General features: G+C 59.4%; 23 protein-coding genes. 8 read left to right on the top strand and 15 right to left on the bottom strand.

Features of this window, described 5'->3' with window-relative positions; genetic code table 11:
* Positions 1–74: 74 nt before the first annotated feature.
* The 6 genes from hemJ to coq7 all read left to right on the top strand — a co-directional run bounded on the left by hemJ (position 75) and on the right by coq7 (position 4,694).
* Entirely contained in the window at positions 75–506 is a 432-nt protein-coding gene (hemJ, locus tag AC07XF_RS04780; RefSeq protein ID WP_277532300.1) for a protoporphyrinogen oxidase HemJ, read from the top strand.
* Positions 507–539: 33 nt separating this feature from the next.
* Positions 540–1,508, top strand: a complete 969-nt coding sequence (locus AC07XF_RS04775) for an NAD(P)H-dependent flavin oxidoreductase (protein ID WP_495025595.1) — start codon at positions 540–542, stop codon at positions 1,506–1,508.
* A gap of 93 nt (positions 1,509–1,601) precedes the next feature.
* Positions 1,602–2,567, top strand: a complete 966-nt coding sequence (locus AC07XF_RS04770) for a DUF805 domain-containing protein (protein ID WP_495025604.1) — start codon at positions 1,602–1,604, stop codon at positions 2,565–2,567.
* A 61-nt stretch (positions 2,568–2,628) separates the two neighbouring features.
* The gene (locus AC07XF_RS04765; protein ID WP_108231607.1) at positions 2,629–3,417 is read left to right on the top strand and encodes an SDR family NAD(P)-dependent oxidoreductase; all 789 of its coding nucleotides are present in this window, start codon (positions 2,629–2,631) and stop codon (positions 3,415–3,417) included.
* An 80-nt stretch (positions 3,418–3,497) separates the two neighbouring features.
* Complete coding sequence (locus tag AC07XF_RS04760; protein ID WP_007986008.1) at positions 3,498–3,836, top strand: histidine triad nucleotide-binding protein; 339 nt, start codon at positions 3,498–3,500, stop codon at positions 3,834–3,836.
* A 210-nt stretch (positions 3,837–4,046) separates the two neighbouring features.
* The gene (coq7, locus tag AC07XF_RS04755) at positions 4,047–4,694 is read left to right on the top strand and encodes a 2-polyprenyl-3-methyl-6-methoxy-1,4-benzoquinone monooxygenase (RefSeq protein WP_495025594.1); all 648 of its coding nucleotides are present in this window, start codon (positions 4,047–4,049) and stop codon (positions 4,692–4,694) included.
* Between the two features lie 112 nt (positions 4,695–4,806).
* On the opposite strand, the gene speD is transcribed toward coq7, so the two are convergent.
* Together speD and AC07XF_RS04745 are read right to left on the bottom strand one after the other, a co-directional pair.
* A complete protein-coding gene (speD, locus tag AC07XF_RS04750) occupies positions 4,807–5,598 on the bottom strand; it encodes an adenosylmethionine decarboxylase (protein WP_495025593.1) in 792 nt (263 codons plus the stop codon).
* 239 nt (positions 5,599–5,837) lie between these two features.
* Positions 5,838–6,260 (bottom strand): OsmC family protein, encoded by a 423-nt coding sequence (locus AC07XF_RS04745; RefSeq protein ID WP_007941657.1) that lies wholly within the window; start codon positions 6,258–6,260, stop codon positions 5,838–5,840.
* A 218-nt stretch (positions 6,261–6,478) separates the two neighbouring features.
* Between AC07XF_RS04745 and crp the strand changes: the two genes are divergently transcribed.
* On the top strand, positions 6,479–7,123 hold the full coding sequence (crp, locus tag AC07XF_RS04740; RefSeq protein WP_495025592.1) for a cAMP-activated global transcriptional regulator CRP: 645 nt from the start codon (positions 6,479–6,481) through the stop codon (positions 7,121–7,123).
* Between the two features lie 10 nt (positions 7,124–7,133).
* Here the strand turns inward: crp and AC07XF_RS04735 are convergent, their stop codons facing one another.
* The 4 genes from AC07XF_RS04735 to AC07XF_RS04720 all read right to left on the bottom strand — a co-directional run bounded on the left by AC07XF_RS04735 (position 7,134) and on the right by AC07XF_RS04720 (position 10,454).
* On the bottom strand, positions 7,134–7,835 hold the full coding sequence (locus tag AC07XF_RS04735; RefSeq protein ID WP_495025591.1) for a lipoate--protein ligase family protein: 702 nt from the start codon (positions 7,833–7,835) through the stop codon (positions 7,134–7,136).
* Between the two features lie 133 nt (positions 7,836–7,968).
* The gene (gene trpC, locus AC07XF_RS04730) at positions 7,969–8,805 is read right to left on the bottom strand and encodes an indole-3-glycerol phosphate synthase TrpC (protein ID WP_495025590.1); all 837 of its coding nucleotides are present in this window, start codon (positions 8,803–8,805) and stop codon (positions 7,969–7,971) included.
* Positions 8,802–9,851 carry an anthranilate phosphoribosyltransferase gene (gene trpD, locus AC07XF_RS04725; protein WP_495025589.1) on the bottom strand — a complete coding sequence of 350 codons (1,050 nt, stop codon included), beginning with the start codon at positions 9,849–9,851 and terminating at the stop codon, positions 8,802–8,804. Before trpD ends, trpC begins: the two co-directional genes overlap by 4 nt.
* Before the next feature lie 9 nt (positions 9,852–9,860).
* Positions 9,861–10,454: an aminodeoxychorismate/anthranilate synthase component II gene (locus AC07XF_RS04720; protein WP_007980194.1), complete on the bottom strand. Its 594-nt coding sequence runs from the start codon at positions 10,452–10,454 to the stop codon at positions 9,861–9,863.
* A 408-nt stretch (positions 10,455–10,862) separates the two neighbouring features.
* Between AC07XF_RS04720 and estP the strand changes: the two genes are divergently transcribed.
* Positions 10,863–12,773 carry an esterase EstP gene (estP, locus tag AC07XF_RS04715; protein ID WP_495025588.1) on the top strand — a complete coding sequence of 637 codons (1,911 nt, stop codon included), beginning with the start codon at positions 10,863–10,865 and terminating at the stop codon, positions 12,771–12,773.
* Positions 12,774–12,943: 170 nt separating this feature from the next.
* On the opposite strand, the gene trpE is transcribed toward estP, so the two are convergent.
* The 9 genes from trpE to AC07XF_RS04670 form a co-directional block, all read right to left on the bottom strand.
* A complete protein-coding gene (trpE, locus tag AC07XF_RS04710) occupies positions 12,944–14,425 on the bottom strand; it encodes an anthranilate synthase component I (protein WP_495025587.1) in 1,482 nt (493 codons plus the stop codon).
* 69 nt (positions 14,426–14,494) lie between these two features.
* The gene (locus AC07XF_RS04705; RefSeq protein ID WP_495025586.1) at positions 14,495–15,313 is read right to left on the bottom strand and encodes a phosphoglycolate phosphatase; all 819 of its coding nucleotides are present in this window, start codon (positions 15,311–15,313) and stop codon (positions 14,495–14,497) included.
* Positions 15,310–15,984, bottom strand: coding sequence for a ribulose-phosphate 3-epimerase (gene rpe / locus AC07XF_RS04700; protein ID WP_150725211.1), 675 nt, complete (start codon positions 15,982–15,984; stop codon positions 15,310–15,312). Before rpe ends, AC07XF_RS04705 begins: the two co-directional genes overlap by 4 nt.
* A 115-nt stretch (positions 15,985–16,099) precedes the next feature.
* A complete protein-coding gene (locus tag AC07XF_RS04695) occupies positions 16,100–17,248 on the bottom strand; it encodes an iron-containing alcohol dehydrogenase (RefSeq protein ID WP_495025585.1) in 1,149 nt (382 codons plus the stop codon).
* Between the two features lie 221 nt (positions 17,249–17,469).
* Positions 17,470–18,294, bottom strand: coding sequence for an ABC transporter permease (locus AC07XF_RS04690; protein WP_008017428.1), 825 nt, complete (start codon positions 18,292–18,294; stop codon positions 17,470–17,472).
* 12 nt (positions 18,295–18,306) lie between these two features.
* The gene (locus AC07XF_RS04685) at positions 18,307–19,554 is read right to left on the bottom strand and encodes an ABC transporter permease (RefSeq protein ID WP_108216892.1); all 1,248 of its coding nucleotides are present in this window, start codon (positions 19,552–19,554) and stop codon (positions 18,307–18,309) included.
* Between the two features lie 180 nt (positions 19,555–19,734).
* Entirely contained in the window at positions 19,735–20,778 is a 1,044-nt protein-coding gene (locus AC07XF_RS04680; RefSeq protein WP_495025584.1) for an ABC transporter substrate-binding protein, read from the bottom strand.
* A gap of 47 nt (positions 20,779–20,825) precedes the next feature.
* Entirely contained in the window at positions 20,826–21,950 is a 1,125-nt protein-coding gene (locus tag AC07XF_RS04675; RefSeq protein ID WP_495025583.1) for an ABC transporter ATP-binding protein, read from the bottom strand.
* Positions 21,951–22,293: 343 nt separating this feature from the next.
* Positions 22,294–22,947, bottom strand: coding sequence for a response regulator (locus AC07XF_RS04670; RefSeq protein ID WP_007993216.1), 654 nt, complete (start codon positions 22,945–22,947; stop codon positions 22,294–22,296).
* Positions 22,948–22,989: the final 42 nt, after the last annotated feature.

The following is a 22,989-nucleotide window of genomic DNA, read 5'->3' as shown; positions in this document are numbered from 1 at the left end:
GACAACCGTCAAGGTGACGTGCGGACGCTCAAGCCTCTACTATTCGGGCTACCGTGAACCTGGAATAACCAAAAATGCTCTATCTGTGGCTCAAAGCGCTTCACATCATCAGCGTCGTCTGCTGGTTTGCCGGCCTGTTCTACTTGCCGCGACTGTTCGTCTATCACGCCCAAAGCGAGGACACAGTCAGCAAGGAACGTTTCAGCATCATGGAGCGCAAGCTGTACCGCGGCATCATGGGCCCGGCAATGATCGCCACGCTGATCTTCGGCGGCTGGTTGATCAGCCTCAACCCCGGCGCCTATTTCACTCAGGGTGGCTGGATGCACGCCAAGCTGACGCTGGTGGTGATTCTGATCGGCTACCACCACATGTGCGGCGCGCAGGTAAAACGTTTTGCCCGTGGCGAAAACACCCGCAGCCATGTCTTTTATCGCTGGTTCAATGAGGTTCCGGTTCTGATATTGCTGGCAATCGTAATTCTGGTCGTCGTTCGGCCGTTCTAAATCCAACAGGCACAACTCACCGGGGTACTTCCAATGTCGCTGCCCGCTCTGCTCGAACAACGTTTGCATCTGCCCGTGGTGGCAGCGCCGATGTTCCTGATTTCCAATCCGCAATTGGTACTGGCCTGTTGTCGCCAGGGCGTGGTCGGCAGCTTCCCGGCACTGAACCAGCGCGAAAGCAGCGGCTTCAAGGCCTGGCTGGAAGAAATAGAAGCCGGCCTGGCGACACTGGAAAACCCCGCACCTTATGCCGTGAACCTGATCGTCCATAACAGCAATCCACGTTTACAGGCGGATCTGCAGATTTGCGTCGAACACAAAGTGCCGATCGTGATCACCAGCCTCGGCGCCGTGAAAGAAGTGGTCGATGCTGTCCACAGCTACGGCGGCCTGGTGTTCCATGATGTGACGACTCGTCGTCATGCCGAGAAAGCGGCCGAAGCCGGCGTGGATGGCCTGATCGCCGTGGCCGCCGGCGCCGGTGGACACGCCGGGACCTGGAGCCCATTCTCGCTGATTGCCGAAATCCGCCAGTTCTTCGACAAGACCTTGTTGCTGGCCGGCTGCTTGAACCACGGCCACGAAATTCTTGCCGCGCAATTGCTCGGTGCGGATTTGGCCTACTTTGGCACGCGCTTTATCGGTACCACCGAAAGCCACGCGCCTGACGCCTACAAAGAAATGCTGCTGACATCCAAAGCAGCAGACATCATCCATACTCCAGCCGTGTCAGGTGTCCCGGCGAGCTTCATGCGCCAGAGCCTGGAGGCCGCCGGTTTCGACATGACCGCCTTGCAAGGCAAGGGCGAGATCAATTTCGGCTCCAAGCTCAAACCCGTGAGCGATGAGGCCAAAGCCTGGAAAACCGTTTGGTCTGCCGGCCAGGGCGTGGGAGAAATCGAGGACTTGCCGAGTGTCGAGCAGTTGATTGCACGTCTCGACGCGGAGTACCGCAAGGCCCTGGAGCAGGCTGCCCAGTTGACAAAACGCTGGCCGAGCTGACAGCAAACCTTGGCCAGTCTTGCCCGGCTGGCCTTACACTCACCCGGACACAACATTTTCCTTTCAACCTCTCGCGACAAGGATGCCTCGGACATGGGTGAAAATCATTTCAAAATCGTATTCGAGGGCTCCTTGCTGCCCGGTGTTGACATCACCACGGCAAAGCTCAATCTCGCCGAGTTGTTCAAAAGCGATGTCACGGCCATTGAGCGCCTGTTCACCGGGCGTCCGGTAGCGCTCAAACGCAACCTGTCGCAAGCCGATGCCCAGACCTATCTCCAGGCGCTGAGCAAAACCGGTATCGACGCCCGCATCGAAGCCGAAACGCCGATCGAGCTGAACCTCGCCGACGTTCATGACCATACCCCGGCCAGCAGCCAGGCTGCCTTGGCAGATCCGCAGTCCCCTTACGCCCCGCCTCGCGCGCCCGTCGGCGAAGCCGTGGCGGAGTTCGCCACGCTCAAGCCATTCGGCTTCGATGGCCGTATCGGCCGCTTGCGTTACCTCGCCTGGACGCTCGTGCTGACGGTTTTGCTCTTGGCTGTTTGCGGGATGTTTGCACTGGTCGCCCTGGCCCTCATCGGCGCGGATTCGACCGCAGGCCTGATACTGGGCGGCTTGCTGGCCTTGATCCTGTTTGTCGGATTTGCCTTTGTCAGCATCCAGATCAGCGTTCAACGTTTACACGATATTGGTTGGTCCGGCTGGCTTTGGCTACTGAACCTGGTTCCGTTTGTAGGCAGTTTCTTTCCGTTCGTGATCATGGTCGTACCGGGCAACGACGTTGCCAACCGCTACGGCCCGCCTCCTCCGCCGAACAGTACCGCGGTCAAGGTATTGTCTTCGCTGTGGCTGATCGTTATCGCGCTGGTTCTGTTCGGCTCGCTGGCCGGTGGTCTCACGGCGATACGGGAAGAATACAAAAGCGCCGCACAGGGCAGCTACGAAAGCAGTTCGGTCACCACCGATGAAATCGACGTCGAGGTCGCACCGGTGCCAAATTCCATCGACGATGCAGCCGAAGAGGTCCAGCCCCCTGTAGACTCTGCGAAAGAATGAACAGCGCTCCTGGCCCGTGACACCTGCGTCGCGGCGCGGAGCTGTTGCGATGGAGAACTGCATGACCCGTTACGCTCTGATCACTGGCGCCTCCAGCGGCATCGGCCTGGCAATGGCCGAAGCGCTGGCCCGGCGCGGCCGCAGTCTGATTCTGGTGGCCCGACAACGTGATCAGCTGGAAAGTATTGCGATTGAGCTGACCCAAAGGTTCGGCGTGGAAGTGTTGTTCCGTGCCTGTGACCTGGGCGAACCGCTGCGCCTGTCCGGGTTCCTGCTGGAGCTCGAAGAAGGCGACCGGCAGATCGATCTGCTGGTTAATTGCGCCGGTATCGGTACATGCGGCCCGTTTCTGGCCCAGGACTGGATGACCGAACAAGACCTGATCGAAGTGAACATCCTCGCCCTCACCCGCCTGTGCCACGCCATCGGCAACAGCATGGCCCTGCAGGGTGGCGGGCAGATTCTGAATGTGGCCTCAGTGGCGGCCTTTCAACCGGGGCCGTGGATGAGCACTTATTACGCCAGCAAGGCGTATGTGTTGCACTTTTCCGAAGGGTTGCGCGTCGAGCTGAAAAAATGTGCGATCAAGGTTTCGGTGCTCTGCCCCGGGCCGACCCGCACGGCATTTTTCCGTACCGCACAACTCGACAGCGACAAACTGGCCAACAGCAAACTGCTGATGAGCCCCGAGGAAGTGGCGCTCTACACCGTGCGCGCACTGGAAAAGAATAAAGCGATCATTATTCCGGGGCGGCGCAACCGCTGGTTCGCCTTCCTGCCAAGGCTTGGCTCGCGCTGGCTGACTCGCACCATCGCCGGCATGGTCAACAAGGCCTACTGCCCGCGCTGATCCAACTCAAGGTAAAAGACTGGGCGCTGGCATACGCCATGAGTACACTCAGGCCAGCCCAAACAACGGAGAAAACAGCTGTGGATACTCTGTTCACCAAGATCATCAACCGGGAAATCCCGGCGAAGATCATTTACGAGGACGACCAGGTACTGGCCTTCCACGACATTGCCCCACAGGCACCGGTACATTTTCTGGTGGTCCCGAAGAAACCGGTTCGCACCTTGAATGACCTGACCGAGGACGACAAGGCATTGGCCGGGCACATTCTGTTCACCGCCCAGCGCCTGGCACTGGAACTGGGCTGCGAAAAAGGCTTCCGCGTCGTCATGAACTGCAATGAAGAAGGCGGGCAAACCGTCTACCACATTCATATGCACGTGTTGGGCCAGCGTCAGATGCACTGGCCGCCGGGTTGATTGCAGCCCCCCCTTGTGGGAGCGGGCTTGCTCGCGAAGACGGAGTATCAGCCAGCATAAATGCTGAATGTCAGACCCTCTTCGCGAGCAAGCCCGCTTCCACTAAAGGCATCACAGCCCTGTCATCACAATTGCAGCACAATGACCCTGCGCAATCCTTCCCCGGCCGATTGGGTTAAACTGGCCGCCGAAATTCCCCCGGAGGTCAGCATGACTACCCAACGTCACTACTCGCCAATTGACCGACTTCTGCTGCAAGCCGATGCCGCGATGCGCACCCTGCTGCCCTTCAGCGGCCAGCCGTACCGTCCGTCGCCGGCCATCGTGCAGCCGGATGCGAAAATGAGCGACGAAGACACACGCCACGTTGCCGGCTTGATGCGCATCAACCACACCGGTGAAGTCTGCGCCCAGGCGCTGTATCAAGGGCAGGCGCTGACCGCCAAACTGCCGCAAGTGCGTGCCGCGATGGAACATGCCGCCGAAGAAGAAATCGATCACCTGGTCTGGTGCGAACAACGCATCCATCAACTGGGCAGCCACACCAGTATCCTCAATCCGCTGTTTTATGGCATGTCGTTCGGGATTGGTGCAGTGGCCGGTCTGATCAGCGACAAAGTCAGCCTGGGATTCGTGGCGGCAACGGAAGACCAGGTGTGCAAACACCTGAACGAACACCTGGAGCAATTACCGGCCGAGGATGAAAAGTCCCGGGCGATTCTCGAGCAGATGCGCGTCGATGAAGAACAGCATGCCGAAAGTGCGCTGGATGCTGGCGGATTCCGCTTTCCGGCACCGGTGAAGTTCGGCATGAGTCTGATGGCCAAGGTGATGACCAAGAGTACTTACCGGATCTGATTTCCAGGTCGCCTGATAGGGCCTCTTCGCTGGCAAGCCGGCTCCTACAGGGACACCGGCAATAAAAAAGGCGACTACCGCAAGGGAGTCGCCTTTTTTGTGTTCGAGAGCTTTACGCCATGTTGCGCGCGTAGAAGATTTCGAGCATTTCGTGTTTCACCCGCTCGGTCACCTGGGCGCGTTGCTCAGAGGACAGGTTGCTGGTGGCGTCGCCGAACAGGTAGTTATCCAGTTCGAAGTTCTTCAGCAGCATCTTGGTGTGGAACAGGTTTTCCTGGTACACGTTCACGTCGGTCATCTGATACGCGTCGTAAGTGTCATCGGAAAGGTAGTTCTGGATCGAATTGATCTCGTGGTCGATGAAGTGCTTTTTGCCTTCAATGTCACGGGTGAAGCCGCGCACACGGTAGTCCACGGTCACGATGTCCGAATCGAACTGGTGAATCAGGAAGTTGAGCGCTTTAAGCGGTGAAATGACCCCGCAAGTCGACACGTCGATGTCCACACGGAAGGTTGCAATACCGCTGACCGGATGGATTTCCGGGTAGGTGTGCACCGTGATGTGGCTCTTGTCGAGGTGGGCCAGAATGATTTCAGGCAGCGGGCCCGGGGACTCTTCGATCTGACTGTCGGTCGGGGTTACCGGCTCTTCGGAGATCAGGATCGTGACGCTGGCGCCCTGTGGCTCATAGTCCTGACTGGCAATGTTCAGGATGTTGGCACCAATGATATCGACAACTTCCGTGAGGATCTGCGTCAGGCGTTTCGCGTTGTACTCTTTATTGATGTACTCGACGTATGCCTGCTGGTCTTGCGGGGTTTCCGCGTAGCAGATGTCATAGATGTTGAAGCTCAAGGTCTTTGTCAGGTTATTGAACCCGTGGAGCTTGAGTTTGCTTTTCACCGTTAAAAACTCTCTATGTGTTTGCGGCCCGGCCGCGTGATCAAGCATGCCCGTCAGATGCGAACAACGCACCTGCGTAGGACGGTTAACACCTCTTCGCGATGGCGATTTTGGTTGTCTGTTCGGGTGCGAGGCCTGTCGGCTGACGGGCCACTACCCTGAAAAAAGTGGCGCATTATGCAGACGTCAGCTTGTGTTCGCCAGAGTCTGCACTGCTTTTATGATAGTTGAATGTCGACTCAACCGAGCTCGATGATCTCGTAGTCGTGGGTGATTGCCACGCCTGCCGCGCCGAGCATGATCGACGCTGAGCAATATTTCTCGGCAGACAATTCGATGGCGCGCTTGACCTGGGCTTCTTTCAACCCGCGGCCCTTGACCACAAAGTGCATGTGGATCTTGGTGAAAACCTTTGGATCTTCGGTCGCACGCTCGGCTTCAAGGAAAGCTTCACAGCTTTCGACCGCTTGGCGGGACTTCTTGAGGATGCTGACCACATCGAAATTGCTGCAACCGCCGACACCCAGCAGCAGCATTTCCATCGGCCGGACACCCAGGTTACGTCCGCCGGCATCGGGTGGACCGTCCATGACCACGACATGACCACTACCGGATTCGCCGAGGAACATGGCTTCGCCAGCCCATTGGATGCGTGCCTTCATCGCCAAGACTCCACTGTATAAAAAAGGGTCGCCAGCTTAGCACAGGCCCCGTGATTGAAGCCCCCGGCGTCCTAGGACATATCCCACGGCCTTGTAGGTAAATGCTCGAATGTTGCAGGAAGTGTCTGTTAAGCTGACGCCAATTCGATGGCGCATAGCCAGCTTTCGCTATTCATAAAAAAACCAGACACACCGTGCTGTCTTTTCGGGATACAACCATGGTTGCGATTGCCCCCAACCCCAAGATCAAGAACCTCGACAAGCTGTTGATGCATTGCCAGCGCCGCCGCTATCAGGCCAAGAGCAACATCATTTGTGCCGGAGACCGCTCGGAATCGCTGTTTTTCATCATCAAAGGCTCAGTCACCATCCTGATCGAAGATGACGATGGCCGGGAAATGATCATTTCCTACCTGAACACCGGGGACTTTTTCGGCGAGTTGGGCCTGTTTGAGCAGGCCGGCCTGGAACAGGAACGCAGCGCATGGGTGCGGGCCAAGGTTGAATGCGAAGTCGCGGAAATCAGCTACGCGAAATTCCGCGAGTTGTCCCTGCAAGATCCGGACATTCTTTACGTACTCAGCGGACAAATCGCACAGCGTCTGCGCAACACTACGCGCAAGGTCGGTGACCTGGCATTCTTCGATGTGACTGGTCGAGTCGCCCGTTGCCTGCTGGAGCTATGCAAACAGCCAGACGCCATGACTCACCCCGACGGCATGCAAATCAAGGTGACCCGTCAGGAAATCGGGCGGATTGTCGGTTGTTCCCGGGAGATGGTCGGTCGCGTGCTCAAGGATCTGGAAGAGCGCAACCTGGTGGACGTCAAAGGCAAGACCATGGTGGTCTTTGGTACGCGATAAGCTCGAAAACCTAGCTGCTGAACATCTGCGCCAGCATCAACCGGTAGAGTTCGTCCAGGCGTGCCAGAGCATCGGGTGCCGTGAACCTCTCATGCAGCGCGATGTGGCTTTCGGCGCGTACTCGTTGCTCCAGACCGCAGGCCTCGTTGAAACGATTGACTGCAGCGACCATCGACTCTCGGTCGTTGTCCATCAGCATCGCACCATGCACCAACCCCACCGGACGCTGACCGCCCTGGCTCTGGCGCCAGCGCTGGGCGGTGCCGACCATCTTGCGACCATCGAGGTTGACGTTGAAGCGACCGTCACAGAAAGCACCGTCGATTTCGCCAAGAGAAGAAGTACCGCCCAGTTCATCCAGCATCTGGCAGATAGGATCACACAGACGCCGGTAGCCGGACTCGATGCGGTTCAGGTCGCCTTCGCTGCGCGGTGGCGCATAAACCAGCGCGATATTGATCGTTGTGGCGGATTGCGGAACCGGTTCGCCACCCGTATCGCGCAGCAACACGGGCCACCCCGCCGCCGCCGACACGTCACATGCAGCCTCGAAACCGGGCAAGCGATTCAAACGGCGCGGCATGACCAGCGCCTGATCGCTCGGCTGCCAGAACAGCAGGCCGAACTCCGCGTCGCCGGCGCAGACCGAGGCCAGCAGATCCTGTTCGGCTTGCAGGCCGGCTTCGATGGTCAGATGGGTCGGCTGGGGCATGAACGACTCCGCAACTCTGAAATCTTTGGGGAATGTGAGTACCTCTTCGCGAGCAAGCCCGCTGCCACATTTGATCGCGGTCTAATGTGGGAGCGGGCTTGCTCGCGAAGGGGTCGACTCGGTCTGCGAGTAATCAGTCGAGTGTCGAACCGCTGACAGGCACACCGCGCTCTGGGAAGAACAGACGCTGCAACTCGGTACCCGGGCTTTCGGCGCGCATGAACGCTTCGCCGACCAGGAACGCGTAGACGTCGCTGATTTCCATCAGTTCGACATCGGCGCGGTTGAGAATGCCGCTCTCGGTGATTACCAGACGATCACGCGGGATACGCGGCAACAGGTCGAGGGTGGTTTCCAGGCTGACATCGAAGGTGTGCAGGTTGCGGTTGTTCACGCCAACCAGCGGAGTGTCGAGGGTTTTCAAGGCCCGCTCCAGCTCATCGCCATCGTGGACTTCTACCAGTACGTCGAGGTTGACGCTTTTGGCCACGGCCGCCAGTTCGGCCATTTTCACGTCGTCCAGCGCGGAAACGATCAACAGCACGCAATCGGCCCCCAAGGCCCGGGCTTCGACGATCTGATACGGATCGATCATGAAGTCCTTGCGGATCACCGGCAGCTTGCACGCCGCACGGGCCTGTTGCAAATAGGCATCGGCGCCCTGGAAGTAATCGATATCGGTGAGTACCGACAGGCAGGTCGCGCCGCCCTTCTCGTAGCTTTTAGCGATGTCGGCGGGAATGAAGTTCTCGCGGATCACGCCTTTACTCGGCGAAGCTTTCTTGATTTCGGCAATGACTGCCGGCTGCTTCAGCTTGGCCTGAGCCAGCAATGCCTTGGCAAAACCACGGGGTGCATCGGCCGTCTTGGCCAGACTTTCCAGCTCGGCGAGGCTGACACGAGCGCTACGCTCGGCAACTTCCTCGACCTTGCGCGCCAGAATGTTTTCCAGAACCGTCGGTACACTCATCCTTCATTCTCCACTTTGAATACCGCGGTAAATGCACCCAGCTCCTCAAGCTTTTCTCGAGCGAGGCCGGTGTGCAGCGCATCGTGTGCCAAGGCTACGCCTTCTTTCAGGCTGCTGGCATGGTCGGCCGCGTACAGTGCGGCACCGGCATTGAGCATGATCATCTCGGCCGCTTTCTGACCGTTCTCGGTCTTGCGCTTGCCCAGGGCATCGCGAATCAGCTCAAGGGAAGCCGCCGGGCTATCCACCGCCAGGCCATGCAGGCTCTGGCTCTTCATGCCCAGGTCTTCCGGCTCGACCCAATATTCGGTGACCTGGCCATCCTTCAGCTCAGCGACAAACGTCGGCGCTGCCAGGCTGAATTCGTCCAGGCCATCCTTCGAATGCACCACCAGCACGTGCTTGCTGCCCAGGCGCTGCAACACTTCGGCCAGCGGCCGGCACAAGGCCTGGGTGAATACACCTACCACCTGGTGCTTCACACCGGCCGGATTCGTAAGCGGGCCGAGCATGTTGAACAGCGTTCGCAGCCCCAGATCCTTGCGCGGACCTGCGGCGTGCTTCATGGCGCTGTGGTGAGTCTGGGCAAACATGAAACCAATACCAACGTTGTCAATGCAGCGCGCCACTTGCACCGGGGTCAGATTCAGGTAGATACCGGCCGCCTCCAGCAGGTCGGCACTGCCGCTTTTGCCCGAGACTGCACGGTTGCCATGTTTGGCCACGGTGCAGCCGGCAGCGGAAACGACGAACGCAGCAGCGGTCGAAACGTTGAAGATATTGGCACCGTCGCCGCCGGTACCGACCACATCGACCACACCGTCGAGGGTCTTGAGTTCGACCTTGTCCGCCAACTCGCGCATTACCGACACCGCACCGACGATTTCGTCGATGCTTTCGCTCTTCATGCGCATGGCCATCATGAACGCGCCGATCTGCGCGTCGGTGCATTGACCGGTCATGATCTCGCGCATGACATCGCGCATTTCATCGGTGCTGAGGTCGAGGTGATCGACGATACGGCTCAGGGCTGTCTTGATATTCATGAAAAGTCCTTAGCGCGTGCCGCCGGTTTGTTTGAGGAAGTTGGCGAACAGTTCGTGGCCCTGCTCGGTGAGGATCGATTCCGGGTGAAACTGCACGCCCTCGATGTTCAGGGTCTTGTGACGCAGGCCCATGATTTCATCGACCGAACCGTCTTCGAGCTGGGTCCAGGCGGTCAGCTCGAGGCAATCGGGCAGGGTTTCGCGCTTGACGATCAATGAATGATAGCGCGTGACCGTCAGCGGACGGTTCAGGCCTGCGAACACACCCTTGTCCTCGTGAAATACCGGACTAGTCTTACCGTGCATCACTTGACGGGCGCGCACCACATCACCGCCAAAGGCCTGGCCGATGGATTGGTGACCAAGGCAGACGCCAAGAATCGGCAGTTTGCCGGCGAAATGCTTGATCGCTTCAATCGAGATGCCGGCTTCGGTCGGGGTGCAAGGACCGGGGGACACAACGATGCGCTCAGGGTTGAGGGCTTCGATTTCAGCGATGGTCAGTTCATCGTTGCGCACGACTTTGACCTGGGAGCCGAGCTCGCCCAAGTACTGCACAACGTTGTAGGTAAAGGAGTCGTAGTTATCGATCATCAGCAACATGGCGTTAAAAACCTCTTGAATTCACTGACTTTAAAGATGGCCTTCGAATGATTGACCCGCAGAGCGCTGCGCTTTGTCAGGTGCTGGAGTAGCGCCAGCAAAGCGGCATTTCAAACAGGCAAAGAAGGCAAAGCGGTACAGGTCCGGCAAGGCCGGCAAAAGAATTCAGGCGCGCCAACGCCAGCGGGCGTGTGCCTTGATGACTTGATCCAGGAGTTTACTGATGATCAACACGGGGAAGGTCTCGTTCGTACGTCCGGGCACAGTAACTTAGCTGGGCAGAGCGTGCAATATCGCCGGGGCTACTGCCCGCGAAACTATCAAAGGCTTCGCGACAGATGGCAAAAGGCCGAAAGTTTTTGGTACTGTCGTTTCGTTCACTACAACAATAAATAAACGGACTTGCTCATGATCAAACAGTCGTTGTTTGTACCGCTCGCAGGATGCTTGCTCACGATGGCATGCGCCCAGGCGAACGCCGCACCTAATCCTTATACAAATTTCGTGGTCTTCGGGGACAGCCTCAACGACGCCGGGACTTTTGCCGACACCGGCGGGCCTGCCGGAGCGACGCAGCGTTTTACCAACCGGACGGGGCCGGTATATCTGGATGGCAGCGGCGAAGTCCGCTCGCTCAACTCCACGCAGATACTGGGTGGGAAACTGGGGTTCTCGGCGGACCAGACCGCGTCATCCAATTCGGCCGTGCGCGCCAGCAACGGCCAGCCCGATGGTAACAACTGGGCCGTCGGAGGTTACCGCACCGACGAGATCCTGGACTCGATCGCCACCACTTCCGACACCGGCGAACGTACCCGGGCCGGCTATCTTCCATCCAATAACTTCCGTGCCGACCCGAACGCACTGTATTACCTGTCGGGTGGCGGCAACGACTTCCTGCAAGGTCGCGTCACCAGCCTGCCCCAGGCCAGTGCCGCCGCCGACCGACTGGCCGACAGCGTGCAGACGCTGCAAACCGCCGGCGCCAAATACGTCATGGTCTGGTTGCTGCCCGATATCGGCTTTACTCCGGCGTTCAACGGCACCCCGCTGCAGGCGTTCACGTCCCAACTCAGCGCCCAGTTCAATACTGAACTGGTAAGCCGACTGCAGAACATCAATGCCGAAGTCATCCCGCTCAACATTCCTGTACTGCTCAAAGAGACGTTCGCCAACCCGGCGCAGTTTGGCCTGGCCACCGACCAAAACCTCATCGCCACCTGCTTCAGCGGCAACAGTTGTACCGAGAATGCCCGTTACGGCATCAACAGCGCCACACCGGACCCGACCAAACTGATCTACAACGACTCGGTGCACCCCACCGAAACCGGACAGCGTCTGATTGCCGACTATGCGTATTCCCTGTTGGCCGCGCCGTGGGAGCTGACCTTGCTGCCGGAAATGGCCCAAGGCACCGTGCGCGCGCATCAGGATGAATTGCGCAATCAGTGGCTGGCCGATTGGGAAAACTGGCAAGGCGTCGGCCAATGGCGAGCCATTGTTTCCGGCGGTGGACAGCATCAGGACTTTGACGGTCAGGACAGCGCGGTCAGTGCCGACGGCAACGGAGCCAACCTGAACATCGGTGGCAGCTACCGTCTCGACGATGCCTGGCGCGTCGGCCTGGTGGCCGGTTTCTACAACCAGAAACTCGAAGCCGGCAGCAACGACTCCGACTACAAGCTCAACACCTACCTGGGCACGGCATTCGCCCAGTACCAGCAAAATCGCGTGTGGGCTGACGTGGCGTTGACGGCCGGGCATCTGGATTACGACAGCCTCAAGCGTAAATTCCAGTTGGGCGTCAACGAACGCGGCGAAAAAGGCGATACCAGCGGCTACGTCGAAGCCTTCAGCGCGCGCGTGGGTTACGACATTGCGCAACAAGTCAGCAGCCCTTGGCACCTGTCGCCGTTTGTCAGCGCCGATTTCTCTAAGGTGCAAGTCGACGGTTACTCGGAGGACGGCAACGATTCCACGGCGCTGACCTTCGCCGATCAGGACCGTATTTCCCGACGCCTGGGCGCTGGCCTGCAGGGCAAATACCAGTTCACCCCACAAACCCAGGTATTCGGCGAAGTGGCTTTAGAGCGCGAGTACAACGACGATACCCAGGACGTGAGCATCAACCTCAACAGCCTGCCGAACAATCAGTTCACGCTGCAAGGCTACACCCCGCAATCCCACCTCAGCCGCTTGAACCTGGGTGTGAGCCACAACCTCACCCGGGACCTGACATTGCGCGCCAGCTACAACATTCGCAAGGACGACGACTTCACCCAACAAGGCATCAACGTAGGTGTTGCGCTGGACTTCTGATGTGCGGGCAATAAAAAACGCGGCGCCCTCACCGGCGCCGCGTTTTTTTATTGCTGGTGTACCCCCTGTAGGAGCGAGCTTGCTCGCGATTGCGGTGGGTCAGACAACATCAATGTGACAGTGCCGACCCCATCGCGAGCAAGCTCGCTCCTACAGGGTTTTGCGTGAACTCAGGTGTCCGGGGTTTGTTCGGCCAGGGCAACGGCGCGGAACATCGCGCGGCGCTTGTTCAGGGTTTCTTCCCATTCCAGCGCCGGCACCGAGTCGGCCACAATGCCGCCGCCGGCCTGCACATGCAGTTCGCCGTTCTTGATCACCGCCGTGCGGATCGCAATGGCAGTGTCCATGTTGCCGTTCCAGGCGAAGTAGCCGACCGCACCGCCGTAGACACCACGCTTGACCGGTTCCAGTTCGTCGATGATTTCCATCGCGCGAATCTTCGGTGCACCGGACAAGGTGCCCGCCGGCAGAATCGCTCGCAGCGCATCCATCGCCGTCAGCCCGGCCTTCAATTGTCCGGTGACGTTGGACACGATGTGCATCACGTTGGAGTAACGCTCGATCACCATTTTTTCGGTGAGTTTCACCGAGCCGACTTCCGATACGCGACCGGTGTCGTTTCGGCCCAGGTCGATCAGCATCAAGTGCTCGGCGATTTCCTTGTCATCCGACAGCAGATCTTTTTCCAGTGCCAGATCAGCCTCTTCGTTGGCCCCGCGTGGACGGGTACCGGCAATCGGGCGCACGGTGATCAGGTTGTCTTCGACCCGCACCAGCACTTCCGGCGAACTGCCGACAACGTGGAAGTCGCCAAAATTGAAGAAGTACATGTAAGGCGTCGGATTGAAGCAGCGCAGCGCGCGGTACAGATCGATCGGCGCAGCCTTGAAGTCGATCGACATGCGCTGGGACGGCACGACCTGCATGCAGTCACCGGCCAGGATGTATTCCTTGATGGTGTCGACGGCTTTTTCGTAATCGTCCTGGGTAAAGCTGGAGCGGAACACCGGGTCAGCCGATTGTTGCTTGCTGAAGTCCAGGCCACGGCGCGGCGTGATTGGCTGACGGAGTTTTTCCAACAGTTCTTCCAGGCGTGCCTGGCCTTGCTCGAAGGCGTCGTCCCGGGACGGATCAGCCAGCACGATGGCGTGCATCTTGCCAGCGAGATTGTCGAACACCACCACGGCGTCGGAGACCATCAGCAGAATGTCCGGCACGCCCAGCGGATCCGGGTTCGGGCATTTGCCCAGACGCTTCTCGACATAACGCACGCAGTCATAACCGAAGTAACCCACCAGACCGCCGTTGAAGCGCGGCAGACCGGCGATGGTCGGCACGTTGTAGCGGGCCTTGAAGGATTCGACGAAGGCCAGCGGGTCTTCCACGTCGTGGCTTTCGGTCTCGACGCCATCGACGGTCACGCTGACGTGATAATCGTGAACCCGCAGAACGGTGCGGCACGGCAGGCCGATGATCGAGTAACGGCCCCACTTCTCGCCGCCCTGTACGGACTCCAGCAAGTAGGAATTGGGCTCGTCAGCCAGTTTCAGGTAGATCGACAGCGGCGTGTCGAAGTCGGCCAGGGTTTCGCAGGCAAGCGGAATGCGGTTGTAGCCGGCAGCGGCCAAACGCAGGAATTCTTCGCGGATCATGAGGTGCCTCGTGGCTTGAGGGTCAAACAGTCAGGTATGCAAACGCGCCGGAAACCGGCCAGGATCAGGTCAGGCGCGCCAACGCCAGCGGGCCAGGGCCTTGATGACTTTCATCCAGAGTTTGCGAGTGACCACCACGATGGCGTTTCCAGAAGGGGGTTTGACAGCTTCGGCCAACGTTATCTCAGCGGCCGGATCCAGGCAACCGGGAATTAGCTTGCGCAGGTCGTCGATCACCAGCGCCGGCGACTCTTCGGCGATCGGCCGTCCGTGGTTATAGCCGTAGCTCAGGGCCACGCACTTGACCCCCGCCGCTTTCGCCGCCAGCACATCGCTACGCGAATCGCCGACGAACAACGACTGCGAAGCCGGAATGTTGGCCATTTTCATCACGAAAAACAGCGCAGCCGGATCGGGTTTTTTCTGTGGCAGGGTATCGCCGCCGATGATCCATTTGAAGTAACGGCCGATTTTCATCTGATCCAGCAGCGGTGCGACAAAGCGCTCCGGCTTGTTGGTGATCAGGGCCATTTCCACGCCTTGTTTGTTCAGCCACTTGAGGGTCTCACGCACGCCGGGGTAAACCACCGTCAGCTCGTGACCGTCCTCGTAAAAGCCGTTGAACAACTCCAAGGCATGCTTGGCCTCGACCTCATCGACACCCTCGGCGTCAATATGGTTGGCCAACGCCCGGCACACCAACATGTGCACGCCGTTGCCCACCCAGTCACGCACCGATTCGATGCCGACAGGTTTGCGCCCGAGTTTGAGCAGCATGTTATCCACCGCGGCTGCCAGGTCCGGGACCGAATCGATCAACGTGCCGTCCAGATCGAACATCACCAGCCGCGGCAGTTGCCCCGGGAACAGCTGCTCAAAACCACTCATGGGCGAGCCAGCGCCAGTTCGGAACGCATCTTGTCGATGACTTCCTGATAGTTCGGCGCATTGAAAATGGCCGAGCCCGCGACGAAAGTATCAGCGCCGGCAGCAGCGATTTCACGAATATTGTTCACGTTCACCCCGCCGTCGATTTCCAGGCGGATGTCACGGCCCGACGCATCGATCAGCGCCCGCACTTCACGCAGCTTGTCGAGGGTGCCGGGGATGAACTTCTGCCCACCGAAGCCCGGGTTGACGCTCATCAACAGGATCATGTCGACCTTGTCCATGACGTGCTTGAGCACATCCAGCGGGGTTGCCGGGTTGAACACCAGGCCCGACTTGCAGCCGCCTTCGCGGATCAATTGCAGGGAGCGGTCAATGTGCTGGGTGGCTTCCGGGTGGAAGGTGATGTAAGTAGCGCCGGCTTCGATGAAGTCGCCAACGATGCGGTCCACCGGGCTGACCATCAGGTGCGCGTCGATCGGCGCGGTCACGCCGTACTTGCGCAGTGCCGCACAGACCATCGGGCCGATGGTCAGGTTCGGTACGTAGTGGTTGTCCATGACATCGAAGTGCACGAAGTCGGCGCCGGCGGCCAGGACGTTGTCCACTTCTTCACCCAGGCGGGCGAAGTCGGCGGAGAGAATCGACGGAGCAATTACGAAGGGCTGCATGACGCACCTTTACTGAGCAGAATCACGATGGCGCGCATTGTATACCTCATGCTTTGACGCGCGCACCGTGAGTGCGATGATTGGACCTTGCCATCATCCAATAACAGCAAAGGCTCTAGTACGCCGCGCGATAGATCTTTTCGATATCGGCGGCACTCAGCTTGCGCGGATTGTTGCGCATCAAGCGCTCGATCCCCGCCGCTTCCACGGCCATGGACGGGATAGCTTCCTCGGGAACACCAAAACTGCGCAGGCCCGGGGGAATTTCCACGGCCAGGCACAGCTCGGTCATGGCTTGCACGGCTTTGTCGGCCGCATCGTTGGCACTCAAATGTGCAGCCTTCACGCCCATGGCCTCGGCGATATCCTGCATGCGTTCGATGCAGGCCATCTTGTTCCAGGTCATGACATAGGGCAGTAACAGGGCGTTGCTGACGCCATGGGCTATGTTGAAGCGCCCGCCCAGCGGATACGCCAGCGCATGCACCGCGCCGACCCCGGCATTGCCGAACGCCATGCCGGCCATCAGGCTGGCAGTGGCCATGTCTTCCCGGGCTTGCAGATTCGACGGATTGGCGTAGGCCTTGGGCAAGGCCTTGGCGATCAACTTGATGGCGCCGATGGCCAGGGCATCGGTAATCGGCGAGGCATTGACCGACAGATAGGACTCGATGGCGTGCACCAGCGCATCGACGCCACTGGCCGCCGTGACGCTGCGCGGACAAGTCAGGGTCATTTGCGGACTGACCAGCGCCACGTCCGGCAACAGGTAGTCGCTGATGATGCCCTTCTTCAGTTGCGCGACCTTGTCGGAAAGGATGGCCACGTTGGTCACTTCCGAGCCGGTGCCGGCCGTGGTCGGGATGGCGATCAGCGGCGGGCCTTTGCGCGGGACCTGATCGATACCGAACAGATCCTCCAGCGCACCGTGGTATCCGGCATAGGCTGCAACGCTTTTGGCGATGTCGATGGCACTTCCGCCACCCAGGCCAATCAATCCGTCATGCCCGCCTTCGCGATACACCTGCATGCAATCTTCGACGATGGCGATTTCCGGGTCCGGCAGTACCCGGTCGAAAATCTCGTAGCTGCGTTCGCCCAACTGCGCCAGTGCCAGCTCTACCGTGCCGGACTTGACCAGGGCGGCGTCAGTGACGATCAGCGGGTTGTCGATGTCCAGGCGCGTCAGCTCGGCCGACAGTTGCTCGATGGCACCTGCGCCGGTGATCAGTTTGTGAGCGATTTTGAAAGAGGAAATACTCATGTGCGCAGCCTCTTATAGATAGGGGAGCTGGGCACAATAGTAGCTGGGGATTTGGGGTTGGCTGGTATTCAGACCATGAATGACCAAGGACCCCGAAAGCCACACAAAACAACTGTGGGAGCGGGCTTGCTCGCGAAGGCGGTTTGTCAGTCAGTGTAATGGTCGACTGATCCACCGCTTTCGCGAGCAAGCCCGCTCCCACATTGGAACGATGTGAGGCTTCAGACCTGTGCGGTACGCAGTTTCTCGCTACGGCCACGCAGCCATTCCAGGGTCAGCAGCAGAATCACCGAGAAGGCAATCAGCAGCGTCGCGGCGGCGGCGATGGTCGGACTGAGGTTTTCGCGGATGCCGCTGAACATCTGCCGTGGCAGGGTCGCTTGTTCAGGGCCGGCGAGGAACAGCGTCACCACCACCTCATCGAACGACGTCGCGAAGGCGAACAGCGCCCCGGAGATCACGCCCGGCGCAATCAGTGGCAAAGTCACCCGGCGGAACGTGGTCAGCGGCGAAGCGCCCAGGCTCGCAGCGGCCCGCACCAGGTTGTGGTTGAACCCCTGCAACGTCGCCGACACGGTAATGATCACAAACGGCACACCGAGCACGGCATGCACGACGATCAGCGAGGTATAGCTGTTACCAAATCCCAGTGGAGCGAAGGTCAGGTAACTGGCCACACCAATGATCACCACCGGCACCACCATCGGCGAAATCACTAGCGCCATCACCAGCGCCTTGCCCGGGAAGTCGCCCCGAGTCAGGCCGATCGCCGCCAGCGTACCGAAGATCATCGCCAACACGGTGGCTGCCGGGGCCACGATCATGCTGTTCTTCAACGAACGCATCCATTCCGCCGAGGCAAAGAAATCCTGGTACCAGTGCAGCGAGAAGCCTTGCAGCGGATAAACCAGAAAACTCCCGGAGTTGAACGACAGTGGAATGATCACCAGCACCGGCAGGATCAGGAACAACAGAATCAAGCCGCAGAGAATCCGCAAGCTGTAGAACCACACCCGTTCGATGGGCGACATGTAAGGACTCAGCATTTCGTTCTCCCCTTAGCTCAGGCGCAGGCGGCTCGCGCCCACCAACCAGCTGTAAATCAGATAAAGCACCACGGTCGCCAACAGCAGCAGCCCACCGAGTGCGGTCGCCATGCCCCAGTTGATGCTGGTGTTGGTGTAGAAGGCGACGAAGTAGCTGACCATCTGATCGTTCGGGCTGCCCAGCAATGCCGGGGTGATGTAGTAGCCGATGGCGAGGATGAACACCAACAGGCAACCGGCGCCGACACCGGCGTAGGTCTGCGGGAAGTACACCCGCCAGAAGCTGGCGAACGGGTGGCAGCCGAGGGAAATCGCGGCACGCATATAGGTCGGCGAGATGCCTTTCATCACGCTGTAGATCGGCAGGATCATGAACGGCAGCAGGATGTGCACCATCGAGATGTAGACACCGACGCGGTTGAACACCAGCTCGATCGGCTTATCGATGATGCCCATGGCCATCAGGCCGCTGTTGATCAGGCCACCCGATTGCAGCAACACGATCCACGCCGCGACCCGTACCAGGATCGACGTCCAGAACGGCAACAGCACCAGAATCATCAGCAGGTTGCTCTGGCGCGAAGGCAGGTTCGCCAACAGGTAAGCCAAGGGATACGCCAGCACCAGGCAGATCACGGTGATGATCAGGCCCATCCAGAAGGTGCGGGCGAAGATGTCGAGGTAGATCGCCTGATCCGGGGTGGCCGGGGCGATTTCGCCGAGGTCGTCGATGCGATGATCCACAGCCGCCAGCAGGTAATACGGGGTGATGCTGCTGGTGTTGCGGCGTACCGCTTGCCAGTAGGCCGGGTCGCCCCAACGCTCATCGAGGCCTTCCAGCGCTTCTTTATAAGAAGCCGGCTCAGTGGCGAGCGGCAAGGCGCGGGCGGTTTTGGTCAGCAGGCTGCGGTAACCGGCCAGTTCCATGTTCAGGCGTTTGGACAAATCGCCCAGGGTCTGATTCTTGCGAGCGTCGGCGAGGTCTTCGGCCGCCGCTTTGTAGACCGGTTCAGCGGGCAGGCCGCGGCCGTCCCAACTGGCGATGGCCGTCACGGTGCGCGGCATGCCGCCGACCACCTCCGGGTTGCCAACGCTTTTGTAGAGCAGCGCCACGATCGGCACCAGGAACACCAGCAACAGAAACAGCACCAGCGGCGCGATCAACGCCTGGGCCTTCCAGCGGTTGACCCGCTCGGCGTGCTTGAGCCGCTGCTTCAAGGTGGGGCTGGTGCCCTCGTTCAGGGGAACGGCGATTGCCATGACGTACTCCGGGAATCTTTGATCGTTACAGAGATGGAAATACCACCTCGATCGTTATTGTGGGAGCGGGCTTGCTCGCGAAGGCGTCAGCACATTCAGCATCGCTGTTGACTGACACTCCGTCTTCGCGAGCAAGCCCGCTCCCACAGGTGGGGCAAGCCCACCATCACAAGGTTCTGCTTATTTGGCAGCCCAGGCGTTGAAGCGCTGTTCCAGTTGCTCGCCGTTGTCAGCCCAGAAGCTGACGTCGATCTGCACCTGGTTGGCGATGTTTTCCGGGGTGGTCGGCATGTCTTTCAGAACATCCTTGGACAGCAACGGTACGGCTTGGGTATTGGCCGGGCCGTAGGCGATGTTTTCCGAGTAGGTCTTCTGCTGCTGTGGCATTACCGAGTAGGCGATGAACTTCTTCGCCGCTTCGGCACGCGCCTTGTCCAGGCCCTTTGGAATGGCCCATGCATCGAAGTCGTAGATGCCGCCGTTCCATACCACTTTCAGGTTGCTTTCTTTTTGTACGGCAGCGATCCGGCCGTTGTAGGCCGAGCTCATGACCACGTCACCGGAAGCGAGGTATTGCGGCGGTTGTGCGCCGGCTTCCCACCACTGGATGTTCGGCTTGAGCTCATCGAGTTTCTTGAACGCGCGGTCCTGACCGTCTTTGCCGGCCAGCACTTTGTAGACGTCTTTCGGCGCAACGCCGTCGGCCATCAGTGCGAATTCCAGGGTGTACTTGGCGCCTTTACGCAGGCCACGCTTGCCCGGGAACTGCTTGGTGTCCCAGAAATCCACCCAGCTGGTCGGTGCGGATTTCAGTTTGTCGGCGTTGTAGGCCAGCACGGTCGACCACACGAAGAAACCCACGCCGCAAGGCTGGATGGCGCCCTTGACGTAGTCTTCGGTCTTGCCGAACAACTTCGGATCAAGCTGTTCGAACATGTCTTCGTCGCAACCACGGGACAGTTCCGGCGATTCAACCTCTACCAGATCCCACGACACGCTCTTGGTGTCGACCATGGCCTTGACCTTGGCCATTTCGCCGTTGTACTCGCCGGCCACGATCTTGCCGTTACCTGCCGCTTCCCACGGTGCGTAGAAGGCTTTGACCTGAGCCGCCTTGTTCGCCCCGCCAAAGGACACCACGGTCAGGTCCGGGCCGGCTGCCATCGCGTGTGCCGCGCCCATCATGCCCAGTGCCAAAGCGGTGAATTTCAGGGATCTCAACATTTATTGTTCTCTCCACGTGCAGGGTTGGTGTTGGTATTGCGGGGCGATCAGTTCGCCTCTAGAAGTGGGTCGAGTGCACGAACGTGTTCGACCTGCCAGCCAAGCGGTACCACGTCGCCGACGGCGAGCGAGGGATCAAGCTCGGCAATCGGTTGTTTCACGAAGAAGTCGGTCTTGCCGCAGACTTCCATGCGAACCCGGACGTGGTCGCCCAGATAGATGAATTCCTCGACTCGCCCGGAGAAGCGGTTGACGCATTGGTCGCTGGAGCCATTGAGGCTCACTCGCTCCGGACGAATGGACAGGGTCACCGGCTCGCCGGTCTTGCCAACATTCACCGCCAGGGCTTCAACTTTTTCACCACGCCCCAGTTCGACTACACAGCGGTCGCCGTTCTGACTGTGCAGTCGGCCATTGAGACGGTTGTTCTCGCCGATGAAGTTGGCAACGAAGGTGTTTTTCGGCTCTTCGTAAAGGGTGCGCGGTGGCGCGATCTGCTGGATTTCGCCCTGATGGAACACCGCCACACGGTCGGACATGGTCAGGGCTTCGCCCTGATCGTGGGTCACGTAGACCACGGTGACACCCAGGCGTTGGTGCAGGTGCTTGATTTCCATCTGCATGTGTTCACGCAGTTGTTTGTCGAGTGCCCCGAGGGGTTCGTCCATCAGCACCAGTTGTGGCTCGAACACCAGCGCCCGGGCCAATGCCACACGCTGTTGCTGACCGCCGGAGAGCTGCGCCGGGTAACGCTGGGCGAACGCATCGAGCTGGACCATGCTCAGCACACGCTTGACCCGGGCACTGACGTCGCTCTTGTTCATGCCGCGTACGGTCAGCGGGAACGCCAGGTTCTCGGCCACCGTCATGTGCGGGAACAACGCGTAGTTCTGGAACACCATGCCGATATCGCGCTTGTGCGGCGGCACGTTGTTGATGGCGCGCCCGGCCAACAGGATTTCGCCCGCGGTCGGGGTTTCGAAACCGGCGAGCATCATCAGGCTGGTGGTCTTGCCGGAGCCGGATGGCCCGAGCAACGTGAGGAATTCGCCTTTGCGAATGTCCAGGTTGAGGTCTTTGACGATCAGGTTCTCGCCGTCGTAGCTCTTCTGCACTCCACGAAAGCTGACCAGAACATCATTGGCCCCTGCGCTTGAATCGACCTGGCTCATACCCACACCTTTGTTATTGATGACTGCTGTGGGGTTAAGCCTAGTGGACGCTGGGGGGCACGCAAATCGGGGCGCAAGAGAGATTCGCCTCAGCCGGATGGAAGGCTGGGGGTAGGGATTGCCCTACAAGGATGGCGCGTTTTGGCAAACGCAGTGGCGAGCAGTCGGCTGCAAGCCTCAAGCAAAGGCAAAAGCGGATTTGCAGGATGTCGCAAATGGACATGCCACCACCGGACCTGTGGGAGCGGGCTTGCTCGCGAAAGCGGTGTATCAGGCCCGGATATGTCGACTGACACACTGCTTTCGCGAGCAAGCCCGCTCCCACATTGGATCTTGGTGGGTCTTAGAGGAGCTTGTGCTCCATCGCGTACTTCACCAGTTCCGCCAACGAGGTGATGTTGAGTTTTTGCATCAACCGCGCCTTGTGGGTGCTGATGGTCTTGCTGCTCAGTGCCAGTTGCTGGGCAATGTCGTTGACGTTGGCGCCCTGGGCCAGGCGTTCGAACACGGAAAATTCGCGCTCGGAGAGCAACGAGTGCAATGGACGCGAGTCGGTCAGGCCGACCTCGAAGACCATGCGGTCGGCCAGTTCCGGGTCGATGTAACGCCCGCCTGACGCCACTTTGCGAATGGCCGTCAGCAACAGCGCCGGGTCACTGTCCTTGGTCGCATATCCGGCAGCTCCAACTTTCAGCGCCCTGGCGGCCATCTGCGCTTCGTCGTGCATCGACAACACCAGGATCGCCGGCGGATTGTTCAGGGCGCGAATCCGCGGAATCGCTTCCAGGCCGTTGACGCCCGGCATGGAGATGTCCAGCAACACCACTTCGCAGGGCACATGACGCAAGGTGTCGAGCAACTGCTCGCCATTGCTCGCCTCCCCCACCACCAGCAAGTCCTTGGCCAGGCCGATCAACTGCTTGATGCCTTCGCGGACAATGGTGTGGTCTTCGGCTACCAGTACACGGATCACGTTCTTCTCCAGATTCAAGATCATTCGCGAGCAAGCCCGCTCCCACAGGGGATTTTGTAACCGCCC

The organism is Pseudomonas sp. GW821-FHT01C01 (assembly GCF_059422645.1).
This window is presented reverse-complemented; position numbering and strand designations above follow the sequence as displayed.

Bases quoted from the DNA above. Each gene is read 5' to 3' on its own strand.
- hemJ (WP_277532300.1), top strand. From the start codon at position 75: ATGCTCTATCTGTGGCTCAAAGCGCTTCACATCATCAGCGTCGTCTGC.
- AC07XF_RS04775 (WP_495025595.1), top strand. From the start codon at position 540: ATGTCGCTGCCCGCTCTGCTCGAACAACGTTTGCATCTGCCCGTGGTG.
- AC07XF_RS04770 (WP_495025604.1), top strand. From the start codon at position 1,602: ATGGGTGAAAATCATTTCAAAATCGTATTCGAGGGCTCCTTGCTGCCC.
- AC07XF_RS04765 (WP_108231607.1), top strand. From the start codon at position 2,629: ATGACCCGTTACGCTCTGATCACTGGCGCCTCCAGCGGCATCGGCCTG.
- coq7 (WP_495025594.1), top strand. From the start codon at position 4,047: ATGACTACCCAACGTCACTACTCGCCAATTGACCGACTTCTGCTGCAA.
- AC07XF_RS04745 (WP_007941657.1), bottom strand. From the start codon at position 6,260: ATGAAGGCACGCATCCAATGGGCTGGCGAAGCCATGTTCCTCGGCGAA.
- crp (WP_495025592.1), top strand. From the start codon at position 6,479: ATGGTTGCGATTGCCCCCAACCCCAAGATCAAGAACCTCGACAAGCTG.
- AC07XF_RS04735 (WP_495025591.1), bottom strand. From the start codon at position 7,835: ATGCCCCAGCCGACCCATCTGACCATCGAAGCCGGCCTGCAAGCCGAA.
- trpC (WP_495025590.1), bottom strand. From the start codon at position 8,805: ATGAGTGTACCGACGGTTCTGGAAAACATTCTGGCGCGCAAGGTCGAG.
- trpD (WP_495025589.1), bottom strand. From the start codon at position 9,851: ATGAATATCAAGACAGCCCTGAGCCGTATCGTCGATCACCTCGACCTC.
- AC07XF_RS04720 (WP_007980194.1), bottom strand. From the start codon at position 10,454: ATGTTGCTGATGATCGATAACTACGACTCCTTTACCTACAACGTTGTG.
- estP (WP_495025588.1), top strand. From the start codon at position 10,863: ATGATCAAACAGTCGTTGTTTGTACCGCTCGCAGGATGCTTGCTCACG.
- trpE (WP_495025587.1), bottom strand. From the start codon at position 14,425: ATGATCCGCGAAGAATTCCTGCGTTTGGCCGCTGCCGGCTACAACCGC.
- AC07XF_RS04705 (WP_495025586.1), bottom strand. From the start codon at position 15,313: ATGAGTGGTTTTGAGCAGCTGTTCCCGGGGCAACTGCCGCGGCTGGTG.
- rpe (WP_150725211.1), bottom strand. From the start codon at position 15,984: ATGCAGCCCTTCGTAATTGCTCCGTCGATTCTCTCCGCCGACTTCGCC.
- AC07XF_RS04695 (WP_495025585.1), bottom strand. From the start codon at position 17,248: ATGAGTATTTCCTCTTTCAAAATCGCTCACAAACTGATCACCGGCGCA.
- AC07XF_RS04690 (WP_008017428.1), bottom strand. From the start codon at position 18,294: ATGCTGAGTCCTTACATGTCGCCCATCGAACGGGTGTGGTTCTACAGC.
- AC07XF_RS04685 (WP_108216892.1), bottom strand. From the start codon at position 19,554: ATGGCAATCGCCGTTCCCCTGAACGAGGGCACCAGCCCCACCTTGAAG.
- AC07XF_RS04680 (WP_495025584.1), bottom strand. From the start codon at position 20,778: ATGTTGAGATCCCTGAAATTCACCGCTTTGGCACTGGGCATGATGGGC.
- AC07XF_RS04675 (WP_495025583.1), bottom strand. From the start codon at position 21,950: ATGAGCCAGGTCGATTCAAGCGCAGGGGCCAATGATGTTCTGGTCAGC.
- AC07XF_RS04670 (WP_007993216.1), bottom strand. From the start codon at position 22,947: ATGATCTTGAATCTGGAGAAGAACGTGATCCGTGTACTGGTAGCCGAA.